Here is a 17,238-nt window from a genome sequence, read left to right as displayed (position 1 = left end):
CGGTAATACCGGTTTAACATAAAATACTATTCGGGAGGGTCAAAATGAAAAACAAAAGGAACAAGTGGTTTATCGCACTGTCAGTTGTAATGGTCTGCGCGTTTGCCTTGTCGGCATGCAGCGGGAACAATGGAAATTCCGAGACAAACAGTTCTTCTGAGAACGGGAATCAACCAGATAAGGGGGATAGCACTGCCTTAGAAGAAGTCACGCTTAAGATGATTCTACTTGGGGACAAGCCTGCTGATGCTGATCTTGTCTACGAAGAATTAAGCAAAATGGCGAAGACAGATATCAATGCCAACATCGAAGTGACCAATCTAACATGGGGCGAGTGGCAGCAGAAATACCCTCTTCTTTTCTCCGCTGGAGAGGATTTTGATCTGATCTACGCCTCAACTTGGACTGATTATCAAGGTTATGCCGGTAAGAACGGGTTTCTGGAGCTGACAGAGGACCTTCTGTCCAAGAATGCGCCGATTACTTGGGAGAAAACGCCGAAAGACGCTTGGGAGCAAGCCGAAATTAACGGTAAAGTCTACGCTGTGCCGCAGGCGGTTCAAGAGAGTGGGGCGCCAGGATTCTTGCTGCGCGGAGATTTAAGGGAACAATATAATGTGCCGCCGGTTAAAGACATGGCTGGGTTAGATGCCTATTTAACGGCGATTGCCAAGAATGATCAAGGGATTACCCCGTTTGCTTATCATAATCCAACGGAAGAGTACTTCAAGTGGCAATTCGACCCGAATCCGCAAGCATATACCTCTGGAACAATAGCATCAAACAAAGCTATAGGTTGGAACATATTTAGCAAAGAAGGAATGCAAGCTTTGTTATATTTCCAAAGTGAACAATATAAAAGCTTTGCTAACACGATGTTCCGCTGGCAGAATGCCGGAGTTCTCTCGAAAAATGCATTGTCGCAAAAAGAAAAATCATTTGAGTTGTTTCAGATAGGGAAATCTGCGGTGGCACTCTCGTCATTGGATCAGATTTCAAACATAGCCGTACAAGTTGAAAAAGATCATCCAGAATGGAAGACTGAAATATATATTCCGAGCATAAATGTCCCTCCTTCCAGTTATATGCAAAATGCTGTCGCCATCAACGCACGATCAAAAAATCCCGAGCGTGCGCTCATGTTCCTTGACCTGTTGAAGTGGAATAAGGCTTACTCAGATTTGACCTGGTACGGAATCGAGGGCAAACATTGGGAACCTGTCGGTGACGACCGATTCAAAGCGCTTGCAGATTCTCCTAAATATCCTCCTGGTGCGAACGATCCTTGGGGGTGGCGCGGACCGAACGAAAGATGGAGCGTCGAATCTCCAGACGAAATTGTCAATACATTGAAGGGTTTTCGAAGTGAAGTACACGAATACCCATATGGCGGGAATTTTGTTTACAGTGACGCGAATGTGAAGAACGAAAATGCGGCGATTCAAAATCTCGCCCAACAGTATATGGATCCGGCAAGCGTTGGACTAGTCGATTACGAAACAGCATATACAAAATTTGAATCAGCAGCAAAGAAAGCCGGTTTGGACAAAGCTCTGCAGGACCTGCAGGCGCAGATCGATGCTTACAAGGCAAATAATCCATAAATAAAGAACTGTTGCTCGGTTGTCTAGCCTGACAAACGCGTAAGGAAAGGACCCGCAGCGGTTGAACGCTGCGGGTCTCTCTCATGCTAAAACGTGACCGGTTTGTTTGACAAAAGTCGGAGGATGAACAATGAAATGTCGTTGGGAAAGCAGAGATGAAGACACGAGTAAGTCTATTCTATAGAGAGTCGAGATATTAACCACGGGCGTGGTTAGAGATATTTAAAAAACAAGAAGAGCGAGTTGATAACATATGATCGGCACATGGTACTTTCTACATCAAACACAACAATCCAGTATTAAAATGCAGTTTATCATTGAGGAAAAAGAATCTTATACGTTATCCGTGATTCTGGAGCCATATCCATTCCCGATCAGCATTGACACATTAACTGTTGAAGCAAATGTTCTTTGGGCAAAGGGCACATCGCCGTTTGTCCCGGATGAACAATTTGAAATGGAATTGACCTTTGAAGAGCAGGAATTTGAAGGAAAGATCAAGTTGCCTTATCAGGATGAGTTTCTGGTGAAGGGGGCGAAAGGCTCTGGCCCGACGCTCGAAGATATACTGATTTCCGAGGTTTCCCCTTATCGGAAACATGAAGTGAAGCAAAGGAATAGTGAAGAAATACGCTTAGCGGTAGAAGCTCTACTCAGTAAGATGTCCATAACCGATAAAATCGGGCAAATGAGTCAGTGTATGTCTACCAACATTTCCCTTGGAACAGATGTTGAATCCGAAACGCCGGAGAAATTGATTAAAGAGGGGCGTGTGGGTTCGGTACTTGCGGCCGTAAACAGCTACCGTGTGTTCGAATTGCAAAAAATCGCAGTGGAGCAATCTCCGCACGGTATTCCATTGCTGTTTAACTTTGATATTATACATGGGTTTCAGACTATTTTTCCCGTGCCTCTTGCCTGGTCCTGTAGTTGGGATCTGGAAGCTATCAAAGAAGCTTGCGCAATTTCCGCAAAAGAGGCGACTGCCAGTGGAATTACGTATAACCACGGCCCAATGGTCGATGTAACGAGGGACCCGCGATGGGGCCGCGTTGTGGAAGGCGCTGGCGAGGATCCCTACCTGGGAAGTTTAGTCGCGAGAGCTCAAGTAGAGGGATATCAAGGGAACGATTTATTCGATAGAGATACGCTCATCGCTTGTCTAAAACACTTCATCGCATACGGTGCTGCCGAGGCTGGACGCGATTACAATACGGTTGATATTTCGGAAGGCACCTTGCGGAATGTTTACTTGCCTCCATTCCAAACGGGAATCGAAGCCGGCGCCGGGTCTGTAATGAATGCTTTTAATACTTACCAAGGAGTTCCAGTGGCAGGAAGCCGCTATCTCCTTAACGATTTACTGAGAGGAGAGTTAGGTTTTAACGGAATTTTAATTTCCGACTACGGTTCCATCGATGAAATCGTAGCCCACGGGTATGCAAAAGACAGCAAAGAAGCAGCAAGAAAAGCTCTTGATGCAACGCTGGACATTGAAATGGTGACCCGTTCCTACGATCTGCTGCATGAATTAATGGAAGAAGGTCTCGTTGCGGAAGATCAACTGAATGAAGCGGTACGGCGCATCCTGACCTACAAGTATAAGATCGGCATTATGGACGACCCATTCCGTTATGTACGGCCAGAGAAGGAAAAGGAATATCATTTCCATGAGAGTCACGTGGAGGCAAGCCGAAATCTGGCTCGTAAATCTATTGTCATGCTGAAGAATAACGGCGTCCTTCCGATGGCAAGCAAGGAAAAGAAGATAGCAGTCATCGGGCCGTTCGGTGATAACAAAGATTTGCTTGGACCTTGGCAGTGGTCTCGCTACGCCAATGAAACCATTACGCTGCGACAAGGACTTGAGGAGCAAGGGGTACATGCAGAGCGCTTGATACTTGAAGAAGGATGCAAGGTTGAAGCTGAAATTGAGGGCGGTTTGGTGCGTGCAGTCTTGGCGGCAGAACAGGCGGACATAGTTATCCTTGCGCTCGGGGAGAGCAGCGAGATGTCTGGCGAGGCAGCATCCCGCATGGATATTATGTTGCCGAAGGTTCAGCAGGAACTGGCGGAAGCTGTTGTCAAGGTTGGGAAGCCAACGGTTCTTGTTCTTACCAATGGCCGGCCGCTTGTGTTGGATTGGTTCGAGCGCCATGTTGATGCAATAGTAGAGACATGGTTCCTAGGATCTCAAGCCGGACATGCCATAGCCGAAGTGCTCTTCGGTCTTTATAATCCGTCGGGTAAGCTGACCATGAGTTTCCCAGCTCATATCGGACAAGTGCCGGTCTATTATAATCACTTTAAAACAGGGAGACCTGTAACGGAAAGCAACAAACATCTGAAGTTTTTTTCGAGGTATATCGATGGTTCCAATGAGCCCTTATATCCTTTCGGTTACGGACTGAGCTATACGAGCTTCGCGTATTCGGATATTCAATTATCACACACCCGAATGAAGGCTTTGGATACGATAATCGCCAGCGTGGTGGTAACGAATACAGGGACTGAAAAGGGAGAAGAAACGGTACAGCTCTATATTCAGGATATTTACGGCAGTGCGGTCCGTCCGGTGAAAGAACTTAAGGGATTCAAAAAAGTAACTTTAGCCGCAGGTGAAGCAACAGAAATCAGCTTCAACATTACGGAATCCGAGCTCACTTATTGGAATGCAGATCGGCAATATGAAGCTGAACCTGGTGATTTCATTGTTTACATCGGGTCCAATTCCCGCGACGTGCGAGAAGCGTCATTCGAGCTTCTGCCTTAAACGAAATTCATATTGTTTATCGATGTTTAATGATCATAAATAGGAGGAAGAACAATGATCTATAAGGACGCAAAGTATTCAATTCAGGATAGAGTCGAGGATTTAATCGGAAGAATGACAGTAATTGAAAAAGTAGCTCAATTAACTTGTGCGAACTCATACGGTGGAGAAAGCGTATATGATACCCGATATGAAAAATTAAAAGACGGAATCGGAACCATTAGTTATCTAAATGATTCGCTGACCGGCGACAATAAAAAGGATAAGGAAACGGTCAAAAACATACAAAAATATCTTGTAGAGGAAACGAGATTAGGTATCCCAGGACTGTTTCACAGCGAAGGTATAGGAGGTGCGCAGATCCCCGGTGCCACTACCTTTCCGCAGTCTTTAAATCTTGCTGCTACCTGGGAGCCGGCTTTGGCGCAACAAATGGGGGAGGTCGTCAAAGAGCAGCTCATGGCATACGGATTCAAGGCCGTACATTCCCCTCTTTTCGATTTAGCGCGTGATCCAAGATTCGGAAGATTCGGCGAGACCTATGGGGAAGATCCCTATTTAGTTGCGCAAATAGGTGTATCTTTTGTCAAAGGCATACAAGGCAAGGATGAAGTCATGGCGACAGCCAAACATTTTGTCGGTTATGGAAATGCGGAGGGTGGAAGAGGCGGCGGAGAACAGCAAATCGCGGAAAGAAAACTGTTGGATACCTTTTGCTTCCCCTTTGAAGCGGCTATTCATGAGGCGAACGTGAAAGCGATTATGAACAGTTATGGAATTCTAAACGACCAGGCTGTGTCTACGTCAAAGTGGCTGCTTACCGACATTCTAAGAAACAAGTTAGGATTCGACGGGCTGGTTGTCGCTGATTACGGCAGTATCACTCATGCACCTAAGCGGTATAAAGTGGCAGAAGATCACAAAGAGGCAGCCATTCTAGCGCTCAAAGCGGGCATGGATGTCGAACAGCCTGGCAACCAGTGCTACCAGCACTTGGTAGAAGCAGTTGAATCGGGAGACATTCATGAGGCAGATATCGATACCTCGGTAAGACGGGTGCTTGAGACTAAGCTCACGTTAGGACTTTTCGAGAATCCGTATGAAGACGGCGATTTTGCATACGAAATCCGTAAACCGGAGAATGCTGCTTTATCACAAGAAATTGCCGAAAAATCAATGGTGTTGGTGAAAAACGAAGATGCGATTTTGCCATTAAAAAAGAATTTGAAAATAGCGTTAATCGGCCCTAACTCTGACACCACGACCAATTTCTTCGGAGGATATTCGTCAGTTGGATCCGCTAACACAAGAAGCAGCGATTTCGACAAATCCGAGGAAGACAGTTTCCTAAGAATGATTTACACAGGGACCATTACCGACAATAAAGAGTCATTAAAATCTGTGGGTATCGAATTCGAGGACCAGCCAACTCCTGAGCAAAAAGAAATCATCATGAATATGCTCAGAGAGAATTTGGCTTCCGATGCCTCCTCGAAAAGAGTGTACAAGACAGGTGAACAATTTGTGCAAATGTTTTACCCCGATTGTAAATCGGTCAAAGATGCTCTGGAAGAAAAGCTTGGCAAGGATCATGTCCTGCACGCCAAAGGCTGCAATATCTCGAAGGCCATCGACGGCGGGATTGAAGCCGTAAAAGCAGTGGTGAAACAGGCGGACATCGTCATCGCTGTATTAGGCGGAAAAGAAAGCATGATCGATCCTGAAGCGACTTGCGGCGAGAACAAAGATAACCACAACATTGGTCTACAACAATCACAATTGGAATTGATGGATGAAATATTCAAGCTAAATAAACCTGTTATCTCGATTATCATCGATGGCCGGCCGTTAGCTACGCCTATGATTAGCGAAAAAAGCAAAGCAGTCTTGTATGCCTGGCTTCCAGCACAGTCCGGGGCGTATGCGATCGCTAATATTCTTACTGGGAAGACAAATCCCAGCGGAAAGCTACCGACAACTATTCTCAAAGAAGCAAGTCAGATCCCCATGTACAACAGCAGACTCCCGCTCTTTGCGGATATTAATGAATGGGCAAGTTACATCGATATCAACAAAAATGAACCGTTATTTCCATTTGGCCATGGATTAAGTTATACGGAATTTGAATATGGCAACTTTAATTACGACAATGAGGTTCAACCAGATGGGGAATTAAACCTTGAATTTAGACTGAGAAATACGGGAATGGTTGCCGGGGACGAGGTTGTACAGGTTTATATCCGGGATAGAGTAAGCAGTGTTGCAAGACCTGTAAAGCAACTGGTTGGATTTGCCCGGGTTCATTTGGATGTTAACGAAACAAAAAACGTTGCATTCAAGGTGAATATGAAGCAACTGGCGTTTCATGATCTAAATATGGATCAAGTAGTGGAACCGGGGAAGATGGACGTATTTATCGGCGCTTCGTCTCAAGATATACGGTTAAAAGGAGCTTTTGAAATTACAGGTGAGAAACTGATGGTTGAACGAAAGATATTTTCGTCGAAAGTATCGATTACAGAATAATAATAACACCCGTAGACAAGACAACGCCGCTTATGTGGAGCATAGAAGAAGAGTGGATGGTCATGAGGGAATGATCTCATGTCCGACCGTTTTGCTTATGGAATAAAAAAGATCATCGAGGGAATTCTTTGGGAATGTGGGTGAGTATCACTTGACCAGCGCAAGTAATACGTACTTAGAAAGAAGGACTTTACATGCTGAAGATTATTATTGCGGATGATGACCCCTTTACGCTTGAGGGAATTGTTGGGGCAATGCCCTGGAACGAACTTGGAATCGGGATGATATACCAAGCAAGTAATGGAAGCAAGGCATTGGACATCGCACGACGGGAGCGCCCCCAGTTGTTATTAACCGACGTGCGAATGCCTAAAATGGACGGAATAGAGCTTGCCACCGCTTACAGGGAACTGGAACCGAACTGTCAAATCATTTTCATTAGCGGCTTCTCCGACAAGCAATATTTGAAATCGGCCATTAAGCTTAGAGCCGTGTCTTACGTAGAGAAACCCATTGAAATAAGCGACCTGCAGGACGCTCTCCGGCTTGCGGTATCTCAGACTCAGCCAACAATAAGGAATAACAATACGGAGGCGAGCATGATCTCGGCGGCAATGCCACTAATTTCAAGTGAGCTAGCGTTAGCGATAACGAAACCGCAATCCGATAGAGAACGGATAGCAGAGTTGTCGACACTCGCCGGGTACGCTTTTCCTGCCCGTATGCGTCTACAAACGCTGCTTATCAAAATTCGGAAGATGAATATCTTGAAGTTGAAACAAATGGACTTTTCAGTAAATTATACATTTGGGTTGGTATCCGGATTGTTGACGGAATCCAATACGACAGGATTTGGATCCGTGAAAGACGAGTCCCATATCATCGTTCACTTATATACTGCATCCGGCAATATGAACGACCTCCGAGATGCTGCCGATCGGTTCGCCTCCAACTTATTGGATGTCTTGCCGGACAAGGAGATGATATTCCTTGCATTAGGCAAGCCGGCCATAGGACTGACTGGTGCAGAGGAATCTTATCATACAGCCGTCATTGCTTTGCAGCAAATGTTCTATAACGGGTACTCCGTATACGAATATCGCGAAAACCAGGCACCTGAATTTTCCTTCGACCCACAATTAGTCAATATGTTCGGGGAGCATCTATCCAAGCTGGAATTCGGACAAGCGTTGCGACTCATCTTCAGTCTCACGTTTGACATCAAGCAGCATAAGAATACGCTGGTAAATCGTGTGAAAGAAATTTATTTCCAACTTTTGATTACATTGATCCGGACCTCGGGAGATCGCAACATTCGCTTATTCGACAATACCGATAGTTCGGTTTTTTTATGGAACATGATGAACGAATTCGACACTTTAAGCGAGATGAAAGATTTCCTCGTCATGAGAGTGGATCGATATGCGTCGCTAATTAAGGAACAATCCCCTTACAGCGGCATAGTAAACGGAATCCTGCAATTCGTGCACGATCATTACGATGACGTTCATCTGTCAATTGGTCAGATCAGCACCCACACGATGCTTACGACTTCTTATTTGTGCAACCGATTCAAACAGGAAACGGGTCAAACTATCAATCATTATATTACGCAATACCGGATTGAAAAGGCCAAAGAGCTTCTTCGAGATCCTTCCCGGAAAGTGGCAGATGTATCGATAAGCGTGGGTTATAACAATGGAGATTACTTTGCGAAGTGTTTCCGTAAGATTACGGGAAGCAACCCGTCTGAGTATAGGGAGGGACTCGGGAGATGAGAGAGAAAGGAATGCTTATTTTTCAATTTTTCTCTGATCTGAAGCTTAGACATAAACTGATCCTTTCCTTCTTCTTATTAATCGTTCTTCCGCTTGGCGGCTATTTTTATCTGTCATCGGAACAGCTTTACAAGCAATTTTTGAATAGGACTTCGTTCTCGGTCGAGCGGAATTTCGACCAGTCATACTCATTTCTTTCCTATAAATTTCAAAAAATTCGATCCGCTAGCGACATCCTTTTGGCTGAGAAAATGCTAACCGACGTTATGATCTCCGATGTACCAAACGATATTTTCATACAGTACAGAGATTTTCTCGATTTGCGGCCGTTTTTATCTTCCTTCGAGGACCAACGTGATATTCAAAGCGTCAAATTATTTGTTAACGAGCAATTGTTCTATTCCGAAGATAACGTCAATCTGTTCAGTCTGCAAAAGGCTCGTCAGACTTATTGGTTTAAGCGGTTAATAAAGGGGGGCGAAGGGATTTTATGGGCCCCTGGTTCTTACTTCACAGAGTCGGGTGCAAATGAAAATAATTTTTTGGCGGTTCTCCGGCCATTTCGCAATCCTAATGATTACTCGGAATTTCTCGGTGTCATCCGTTTGGACATCCCGATCCAGACGGTCATTGATATCTTAATCAACGCTGTGCCTATTCGGAACAGCCTGACTTATATTCAGAATTCCAGTGGGGATTACGTCGCTAGCTCGAATCCCGCGCTTCAAGGTGAATATAAACTTAGCATAGATGAGGTAAAGAGTTCCTCCAAAAAAGGACCACATTTTGTGAAACTGGCGAACTCCTCCCATCAAGTATATTTACAAAGTAGAATGATACCCGAGACAGATTGGTATATGGTTACGGTGATTCCGCTAAAGGAGATTGCTTCCGAAAGCAGAGCAATGCTGAATCATTCACTCATCCTGCTCATCGTTATTGCTGTTATCGCTTTTATGCTTTCCATTCTGATCTCCAATTATATGACGTCTCGTTTAACCCAGATCATGCGCAAAATGCGTAACGTGCAAGAGGGCAATGTCGTTGCACTCTCTTTACCCCCGTCCAGGGATGAGTTCGGAGAGCTGATCGAGAATTATAACTATATGGTCGGAAGAATAGGATTATTGCTCGAAGATCAGTTCCGGTCTGGACAAGCAATCAAGAGCGCGGAGCTTAATGCGTTGCAAGCTCAGATTAATCCACACTTCCTTTATAACACGCTGGATTTGCTAAAATGGATGGCTCGAAAAGGAATGACAGACGAGATTGGTCAAGTTGTAACCTCTCTTTCTAATTTTTATAAACTCAGTTTAAGCAGAGGGAATACGGTAATCTCCATCCGTGACGAGCTTCTTCATGTGAGCAGTTATATGCATATACAAAGCACACGATACGCCAATAAAATCCTGCTGGACATTCAAGTGGATGAAGAAATCATGGAATATGGAATTTTGAAAATAACCCTACAGCCGATCGTAGAGAATGCTATCATCCATGGCATACTCTGTAGCGAAGAGGAATCGGGAACAATTCGGATTACAGGCGGATTAGATAAAGGGGATATCGTAATTTCGATTATTGATGATGGCGCAGGAATATCTCCGGATATCGTATCGAAATTGCTCACGGGTGATCTCAATCATAGAACAAGAGGGAGCGGATATGGTCTGCGAAACATAAATGAGCGGATCCAGTTGTTTTATGGTTCGAATTATGGACTTTCCTTTAGTAGCAATCCGGGGTTTGGGGCAGCTGTTGTAATTCGCATTCCCGTGCAGAAATTGCTAAACGTATAAAAGATCGGAAACTATTAAAAAAGGGGATAGGATAAGAATGAAAGCAGTACGTGTAGGAATTATCGGTTGTGGAAACATTAGCTCCATTTACTTCGAGGCAGGGTCAAAGTTTCCCATTCTAGAAATCGTAGCTTGTGCAGATCTGGATATGACGAGAGCACAGGCCCAAGCAGAAAAATACGGAATTCCATATGCCTGCACAGTAGACGAGCTTCTGGCTATGCCTGATATCGAATTGGTTTTGAATTTGACCATCCCTGCAAGCCATGCCGATATTCATCTAAAGACTTTAGCGGCTGGCAAGCATACCTATGGTGAGAAACCGCTCGCTATCGAACTGGAGGATGCGAAACAAATACTGAGCTTAGCGGCAGAAAAAGGACTGCTGGTCGGATCGGCTCCAGATACATTCCTAGGTGGTGTGCTGCAGACTGGACGGAAGCTGATTGAGGAAGGCTGGATCGGGGAGCCGATCGCTGCGAATGCCTTCTTAATGAGTCACGGTCCGGAGAGTTTCCACCCCAATCCGGATTTTTTCTATCAGAAGGGAGCAGGTCCGCTCTTCGATATGGGCCCCTATTATTTGACGGCGCTTGTCCATCTCCTGGGGCCGGTTAAGCGTGTTACAGGTTCGGCAGCGTCTTATGCCAAGGAACGGATGATAACAGGTGAGGTCAACTATGGAAGGAAGTTCCCAGTTGAAACGCCAACTCATGTAGCAGGCGTACTCGATTTTCACAATGGTACAATTGCGACGATGGTCATGAGCTTCGATGTCTGGGGATCTCGATTGCCGTTCATTGAAATTCACGGAACCGCTGGTTCCATGATCCTGAGCGATCCCAATGAATTTGGAGGGAAGGTGCTGATCAAACGACTGGATTACAATGACTTCGCTGAGGTGCCACTATCTTACGGGTTCACAACCAATAGCAGGGGAATAGGTTTGATGGACATGGCTTTTGCCATTAGAGATGGAAGAGCACACCGAGCGAGCGGTGAACTCGGATATCGTTTTTACAAGGCCTCAGACAGCGGACAACATTACCAGATGAGCAGCATTTGCGACAAACCTGAGCTCTTGCCGCTAGGAATGTCCCAACAGGGATTTACAAAGTAATCGTTTATTTGCTTCGAAAACAGCAGAGCGGTAATGCCGCTATATCCTCGGCACGGCAGCCGACGATGTGGCGGATAAAGTACAATTGAAGATCGAAAAATCAAAAATATAAAAAAATCTCGACATTCTCGATGACCGAGAGAAAGAGGTCGTCATTGGCCGCTTCGGTCTTATTCACGGCGGAGACGAGCGGACGCAGCGGGAGATCGCGAAGGAGCGCGGGATCTCGGGAAGTTATGTGAACCGGATCGATAAGTGGGCGTTGATGAAGCTTTATCATGAGTTTTATAAGGCGAAGCGATAGGGATGAAAATGTAAAAGCTGACTTCGGATTATGTCCGAGGTCAGCTTTTGAGTACAGGAATGGAGAAGTCGTGAGCTAAAAAAATTCATCAACGGATCGTTTTTTTACGATATCCATAACAAAAGTTCCTAAACCATCATAACTCATTGTATTTAATTTCTCTTTGAAAGCTTCCGGAATAGTCTCTTTTTCAAAAATTCCTTTTATAATATCGATTACCAATTCCACTCTAGCCTGATGCCGGTCCTTAGTGTAAATGCTCATTCATTCGTTCTCCTGTTCTAGATAAATGTTCTTCTCTCTTGGCTATACCTAGAGCGTAAATAGATGATTGCCGATTTTCTTGGTGGCTGTACGCGTCTTGAACCAATTCGATGTTGAGATAGCCGGATTAAAGTAGAACAATGCATTGCCGGTCGGGTCCATCCCTTTTACAGCAGCTTTAGCCGCCTTGAATGCCGTTTGATTCGGAATAAGCCAGTACTGTCCGTCTTTTACAGTTGAGAAAGCATTTGGCTCCATAATGATTTCTTTTACTGTATTCGGAAACTTTGAAGACTGGAGGCGATTCATGACGACCGCACCGACTGCCACTTGACCTTTATAGGCTTCCCCTCTGGCCTCGGCATAGATGACACGCGCAAGCATGGAAAGCTCTTTTTTGTTGACCGACAATTTTTTGAGCTTCGCCCATGTTTTCGGACCTACAACACCATCACTCTGGAGCCCGTTGCTTTTTTGAAAACGTTGAACCGCGCTGCGGGTTGCCTTGCCAAAATTTAGATCTATGGGCAGATTGTAATAACCGGTCGTCTGAAGCCGGAACTGCAAATCCTGAATGGCCTGTCCCTCGCTGCCGAATTTCAAGACAGGTGAAGCTTCTACTTTGTGATTTGTTACCGTTGCGGTAACGAGTACGAATAGAGCGAATAGAGCTACAAATCTGTACATGATGATTAAATCCCTCCGTTTGCAAATAATAGGTAAATGGTTGAATGGCTTAGAGCGTTCATTCTAGCATGCATGAATAGGATAATCCTGTTAAGAATTTCTCATATACATCCCCCCTGAAAAAATGGAAATGCATCGAATTATTATTATATTTAACAAACGAGATGATGAATTTACTAAAGAATTTCTTGTAGCATGGGAAGGTTCTAAGGAAGTCAACACATTGCAAATGTGTTGAGCTTCTTTTTTCGTTTTTCCAATTAATCACCTCTTGTTGTTTCCAATAGTCATTACCTGAGGAAAGTAACCCTTTATATTCTGCTCAAACAAAAATTTTGAAGATCATTTATTACTCGAGGTTTTGACCATTCCGGGCAAGCTTGATACAATAAGACGACGGTATCAACTTTTATTCTCGGGGTGGTCGAATCTTGCAAAACAACAGCGAACGTCTGGATCTATGGCTATCTGTATCCCAGATTCATTCCAGCGTCAACGAAAAGTTGGAACAAGCGCTGCTCAAGCAATATGATATTTCCTTAAAGGAATTTTGCGTGCTTAAATTCGTGTCCAGCTCACCGTGCAAAGAACTGCGATTGCAACAGCTCCAAGAGCTGGTGGGGTTAAGCCAAAGCGCGACGTCGCGTCTAGTTGATCGCATGGAAGCGTCTAGTGTCGGAGCATTGGAACGGCACTCATGCGCCGACGATCGGCGAGGCATTTATACTCGCATTACAGAGTCGGGCGAAAATAAGTGCCAACAAGCGCTTGAAACCGTTAATCAGGTTCTGAATGAGGAGCTTAAGTGCGATGGCATCTTGACTGATCTGGAAAATATTATCGGAAAACTGTTGAAATAAGAGCAACTTGACAGAAATCTATTATTTCGGTAATTTATATGCATGCGCATGCTTTTAAAAATAAGGTTTAATGGAGGGTAACCATGACTAATACGCAAACGGTGCAATCCCTATTCCGTCCTTTTACTATGGGGCAGCTATCCTTATCCAACCGAACGGTAATGGCGCCAATGACGCGCCAAAAATCGCCTAATGGCGTTCCCGGACAGGACGTCGCGGCTTATTATCGTCGCAGGGCAGAGAACGGAGTCGGACTAATCATAACGGAGGGCACGGTCATTAACCATGCCGATTCGAGTAATCAGAAGGATGTCCCGTTCATCTACGGGGAAGAAGCCTTGAAAGGCTGGGCGAATGTCGTATCCGAAGTACACGATGCGGGAGGCAAGATCGTTCCTCAAATCTGGCATATGGGCGCTCGCGGCAACGTGAACGAGTATACCGAAGAAGAAATCGGCCATATCGTGCGGGAATTCGCCAAAGCAGCTGCTGAAGCCAAACGTCTGGGGTTTGACGGCATCGAACTGCACGGAGCGCACGGTTATTTAATCGATCAATTTTTCTGGGAGAAAACGAACCAGAGGACGGACCGTTACGGAAACAGTTTCATCGCGCGTACGACCTTTGCAGCGGAAGTCGTAAAAGCTTGCCGCGAAGCCGTTGGCCCCGATTTCCCGATCATCCTGCGCATCTCGCAATGGAAGGGTTCCGATTACTCGGCTAAGCTCGTAAGAACAGCGGAGGAGTTAAAGCAATTTCTCCAACCGTTGGTGGAGGCAGGCGTGGATATATTCCATTGTTCGACGCGACGCTTCTGGGAACCGGAATTCGAAGGTTCCGAGCTGAACTTCGCGGGCTGGGTGAAGCAGTTGACCGGCAAACCGACCATCACGGTGGGTTCCGTCGGCTTGGAAGGGGACGTGTCGACCTTCTTCACTACCGGAAGCGGCTCGGGGATCGCGAGCTTGGATAGTCTGATTCCCAAGCTGGAGAATCAGGAGTTCGATCTAGTCGCCATCGGCCGAGCGCTGCTGTCGGATCCGGCTTGGGTAAGCAAGATTAGGGAAGGAAGGCTGGAGGAACTTATTCCATTCACGCCTCAATCGCTCCAAACATTATATTGATTCCATACAAATTTTGATGAAACTGTATCATGAGTTTTATAAGACGAAGAAGTGATAGTGTGGCGCCACCTATGAAGGTGGCGTCTTTTCTTTTTAACGAATTGTAATATGTGATGACCTCTATGATTACAACACGAATTTAATCAAAGAGAAAGGGCTCCTGTTTGCATGCAAACTGAGGCGAGGTTGTTTATTGAAGTGCGGACGAACTAACAAATGAAAGTCCATTATCTAAACAAAGTCTAATAGGCCGTTCAGTATCCCTCCTATATACTTAATCACGAGAGATCTCTTACGCGTTATAAGGTACTAAATGAAATTGATTTAGAAAGCGCATTCATCAGAATGGGGGATAGCCAAATGGTTTTTACAAAGAAATTTGTTCGCAAGGCTGCGGCAGGTGTAATGGCTACTGTTATGCTTAGCTCGTTCCTGCTGCCAAGCACCGGCGCCTCTGCTGCAGAGGGCGCATCTTCGCCGAACCCGATCATGACCACTTTGGTCACGGCGGACAGTGTAGACCCGTTATACAACAAACCTATCATTGACAACGAGACCGATCTGACCAATCCGGTGCCTCATCATAAGGTATCGGGCCACTTTGAAGGGACGGATAAGAAATTTACCTTTTACCTACCGCCGAAGAGTCAGTTTAAGGGACGATTCTTCCAACTTGTGTATCCGCTTCAGGACCAGAACGCTACCGATGTGAATGTCAGTTTCGGTGCGGACAGCGGAGCCTATACTGTGCAAACGAACGGTGGAGGCGGTTATCGTGTCGATGCTGCGGCGGCCAAGTTTTCTAAAACGGTTGCGGCGAAGTACTATGGGTGGTCTGGACGGATCTACGGATATATCTATGGTGGCAGCGGAGGCTCTTTTCAGACAATCGGAGCTTTAGAGGGTACAAATCGAGTATGGGATGGTGCCGTACCCTATATAACGGGAGTTCCAACTTCGATCCCAAATAATTTCTTCATACGAGCATTCGCTCGTTTTGTACTCGAGAAAAAAGCTCCGCAAATCGCAGATGCGGTAAGCCCAGGGGGCAGTCAAAACCCATATGCAGGGTTAAACGATATGGAGCAGGCCGTGCTCCGTGAAGTAACGAAGCTGGGAGTACCGCTAAGGGGTTGGGAGGACTATTCCTATTTGCTCGGTTTGAAAGACCCGGAGGGTTTACTCGGTTTTCTTGCTGTCCTTCGCAATATAGATCCTGCTTATGTTGATGATTTTTGGAATAAACGGGGTTATTTAGGGACGGAACAGTCGGCACTTGGCGATCTGTTCAGGTCCTCCAAGGTTGACTACACTTCTACGATTACACAAGTCACACGGAACGCGCTGAATGTTGCGACTAATCTGACCCTCGATCATGTACCAGTAGTCCCGACGCCAAGTTACTGGCTCGACTACACACTTTACGCAGCTGATGGCACAACGATGGTTGGAAAGTTGTCAGGTTCATTTGATTCAAAAACAAAAGTATTTACAATCAGAGAAGGAAACTCGGAGAACGTGTTAGAAGCTATTCATAATGGAGCGAAGCTTAAAATAGATAATCGGTGGTATCTTGCAGCGCTCACCTATCATCGGCACCAAGTTCCGAAAGAGTCCAGTTACACGACTTGGAATCAGTTTAGAGCAACGGATGGAACGCCTATTTATCCTCAGCGCCCCTTAGAGATGGGATCGCTGATTTCAGGTGGCGTAACCGGCGGAGCTACATACACTGGCAAGATCCATGCCAAGGTTATTATGGTAGTTAACTTGCTCGATGTCGATGCTTATCCATGGAATGCCGATTGGTATAGTACCAGAGTGAAGGAATCGCTTGGCTACAGATATGATGATAACTTCCGGGTATGGTACAACGATAATGCGGACCATATCAGCCCTGCCCGTACTTCCCGACTCGTTCAATACGACGGCCTTCTTCAGCAGGCGTTACGTGATGTAAGCGCTTGGGTAGAAAAGGGGGTATCGCCTGCCCGTTCGACCAAGTATAAAGTCGTCGACGGACAAATTGAAGTGCCGAAGCAGGCAGTGGTACGAAGAGGCATTCAACCTGTTGTGGATCTGACCGTCAACGGTGCTGAAAGAATTGATGTTAGTGCCGGTCAGACTGTCAACTTCGTTGCGAAAATTCAGGTACCATCAGGTGCTGGGAGGATTGTAGGAACCGAGTTGGACTTCACCGGTACAGGCGCTTTCAAAGCATATAAGTTTGGAGATCCAAGGCAGACTGTAACCATCTCTATGAAATACAAATACACGAAGGCAGGAACCTACTATCCGTCGATTCGAGTGACTTCCCAGCGTGAAGGAGATACGAAAACGGCCTTTGCAAGAATCGAAAACCTGGGCCGAGTTCGAGTGGTCGTTCATTAATAACTATT

Annotated in this window: 11 protein-coding genes and 1 pseudogene; 10 read left to right on the top strand and 2 right to left on the bottom strand. The window is 45.6% G+C overall.

All coding sequences use genetic code 11. From position 1 onward, the window contains the following. Positions 1 to 44: 44 nt before the first annotated feature. From V8F51_RS21285 to V8F51_RS21255, 7 genes and pseudogenes are all read left to right on the top strand, one after another. The gene (locus V8F51_RS21285) at positions 45 to 1,604 is read left to right on the top strand and encodes an ABC transporter substrate-binding protein (protein WP_337102494.1); all 1,560 of its coding nucleotides are present in this window, start codon (positions 45 to 47) and stop codon (positions 1,602 to 1,604) included. A gap of 253 nt (positions 1,605 to 1,857) precedes the next feature. Then, positions 1,858 to 4,377, top strand: coding sequence for a glycoside hydrolase family 3 N-terminal domain-containing protein (locus V8F51_RS21280; RefSeq protein WP_337102493.1), 2,520 nt, complete (start codon positions 1,858 to 1,860; stop codon positions 4,375 to 4,377). A gap of 54 nt (positions 4,378 to 4,431) precedes the next feature. Then, positions 4,432 to 6,903 carry a glycoside hydrolase family 3 N-terminal domain-containing protein gene (locus V8F51_RS21275; RefSeq protein ID WP_337102492.1) on the top strand — a complete coding sequence of 824 codons (2,472 nt, stop codon included), beginning with the start codon at positions 4,432 to 4,434 and terminating at the stop codon, positions 6,901 to 6,903. Between the two features lie 194 nt (positions 6,904 to 7,097). Further along, on the top strand, positions 7,098 to 8,681 hold the full coding sequence (locus V8F51_RS21270) for a response regulator (RefSeq protein WP_337102491.1): 1,584 nt from the start codon (positions 7,098 to 7,100) through the stop codon (positions 8,679 to 8,681). Next, entirely contained in the window at positions 8,678 to 10,480 is a 1,803-nt protein-coding gene (locus tag V8F51_RS21265) for a sensor histidine kinase (protein WP_337102489.1), read from the top strand. The genes V8F51_RS21270 and V8F51_RS21265 overlap by 4 nt, the downstream gene beginning before the upstream one ends. Before the next feature lie 37 nt (positions 10,481 to 10,517). Beyond that, a complete protein-coding gene (locus V8F51_RS21260; protein WP_337102487.1) occupies positions 10,518 to 11,600 on the top strand; it encodes a Gfo/Idh/MocA family protein in 1,083 nt (360 codons plus the stop codon). A gap of 43 nt (positions 11,601 to 11,643) precedes the next feature. Continuing rightward, a pseudogene (locus V8F51_RS21255) lies at positions 11,644 to 11,904 on the top strand (sigma factor-like helix-turn-helix DNA-binding protein); the annotation flags it as partial. Positions 11,905 to 11,979: 75 nt separating this feature from the next. Here V8F51_RS21255 and V8F51_RS21250 read toward each other — a convergent pair. Next, positions 11,980 to 12,168: a hypothetical protein gene (locus V8F51_RS21250; RefSeq protein WP_337102485.1), complete on the bottom strand. Its 189-nt coding sequence runs from the start codon at positions 12,166 to 12,168 to the stop codon at positions 11,980 to 11,982. 48 nt (positions 12,169 to 12,216) lie between these two features. After that, positions 12,217 to 12,855: a cell wall hydrolase gene (locus tag V8F51_RS21245; RefSeq protein ID WP_337102483.1), complete on the bottom strand. Its 639-nt coding sequence runs from the start codon at positions 12,853 to 12,855 to the stop codon at positions 12,217 to 12,219. A 431-nt stretch (positions 12,856 to 13,286) separates the two neighbouring features. Between V8F51_RS21245 and V8F51_RS21240 the strand changes: the two genes are divergently transcribed. From V8F51_RS21240 to V8F51_RS21230, 3 genes are all read left to right on the top strand, one after another. Continuing rightward, on the top strand, positions 13,287 to 13,715 hold the full coding sequence (locus tag V8F51_RS21240; protein WP_337102482.1) for a MarR family winged helix-turn-helix transcriptional regulator: 429 nt from the start codon (positions 13,287 to 13,289) through the stop codon (positions 13,713 to 13,715). 83 nt (positions 13,716 to 13,798) lie between these two features. After that, the gene (locus V8F51_RS21235) at positions 13,799 to 14,839 is read left to right on the top strand and encodes an NADH:flavin oxidoreductase (RefSeq protein WP_337102481.1); all 1,041 of its coding nucleotides are present in this window, start codon (positions 13,799 to 13,801) and stop codon (positions 14,837 to 14,839) included. 360 nt (positions 14,840 to 15,199) lie between these two features. Further along, the gene (locus V8F51_RS21230) at positions 15,200 to 17,230 is read left to right on the top strand and encodes a Tat pathway signal sequence domain protein (RefSeq protein ID WP_337102480.1); all 2,031 of its coding nucleotides are present in this window, start codon (positions 15,200 to 15,202) and stop codon (positions 17,228 to 17,230) included. Positions 17,231 to 17,238 lie beyond the last annotated feature (8 nt).

This window comes from Paenibacillus sp. YIM B09110 (genome assembly GCF_037167145.1).
In the GTDB taxonomy this organism is placed as follows: Bacteria; Bacillota; Bacilli; order Paenibacillales; family Paenibacillaceae; genus Pristimantibacillus.
This window is presented reverse-complemented; position numbering and strand designations above follow the sequence as displayed.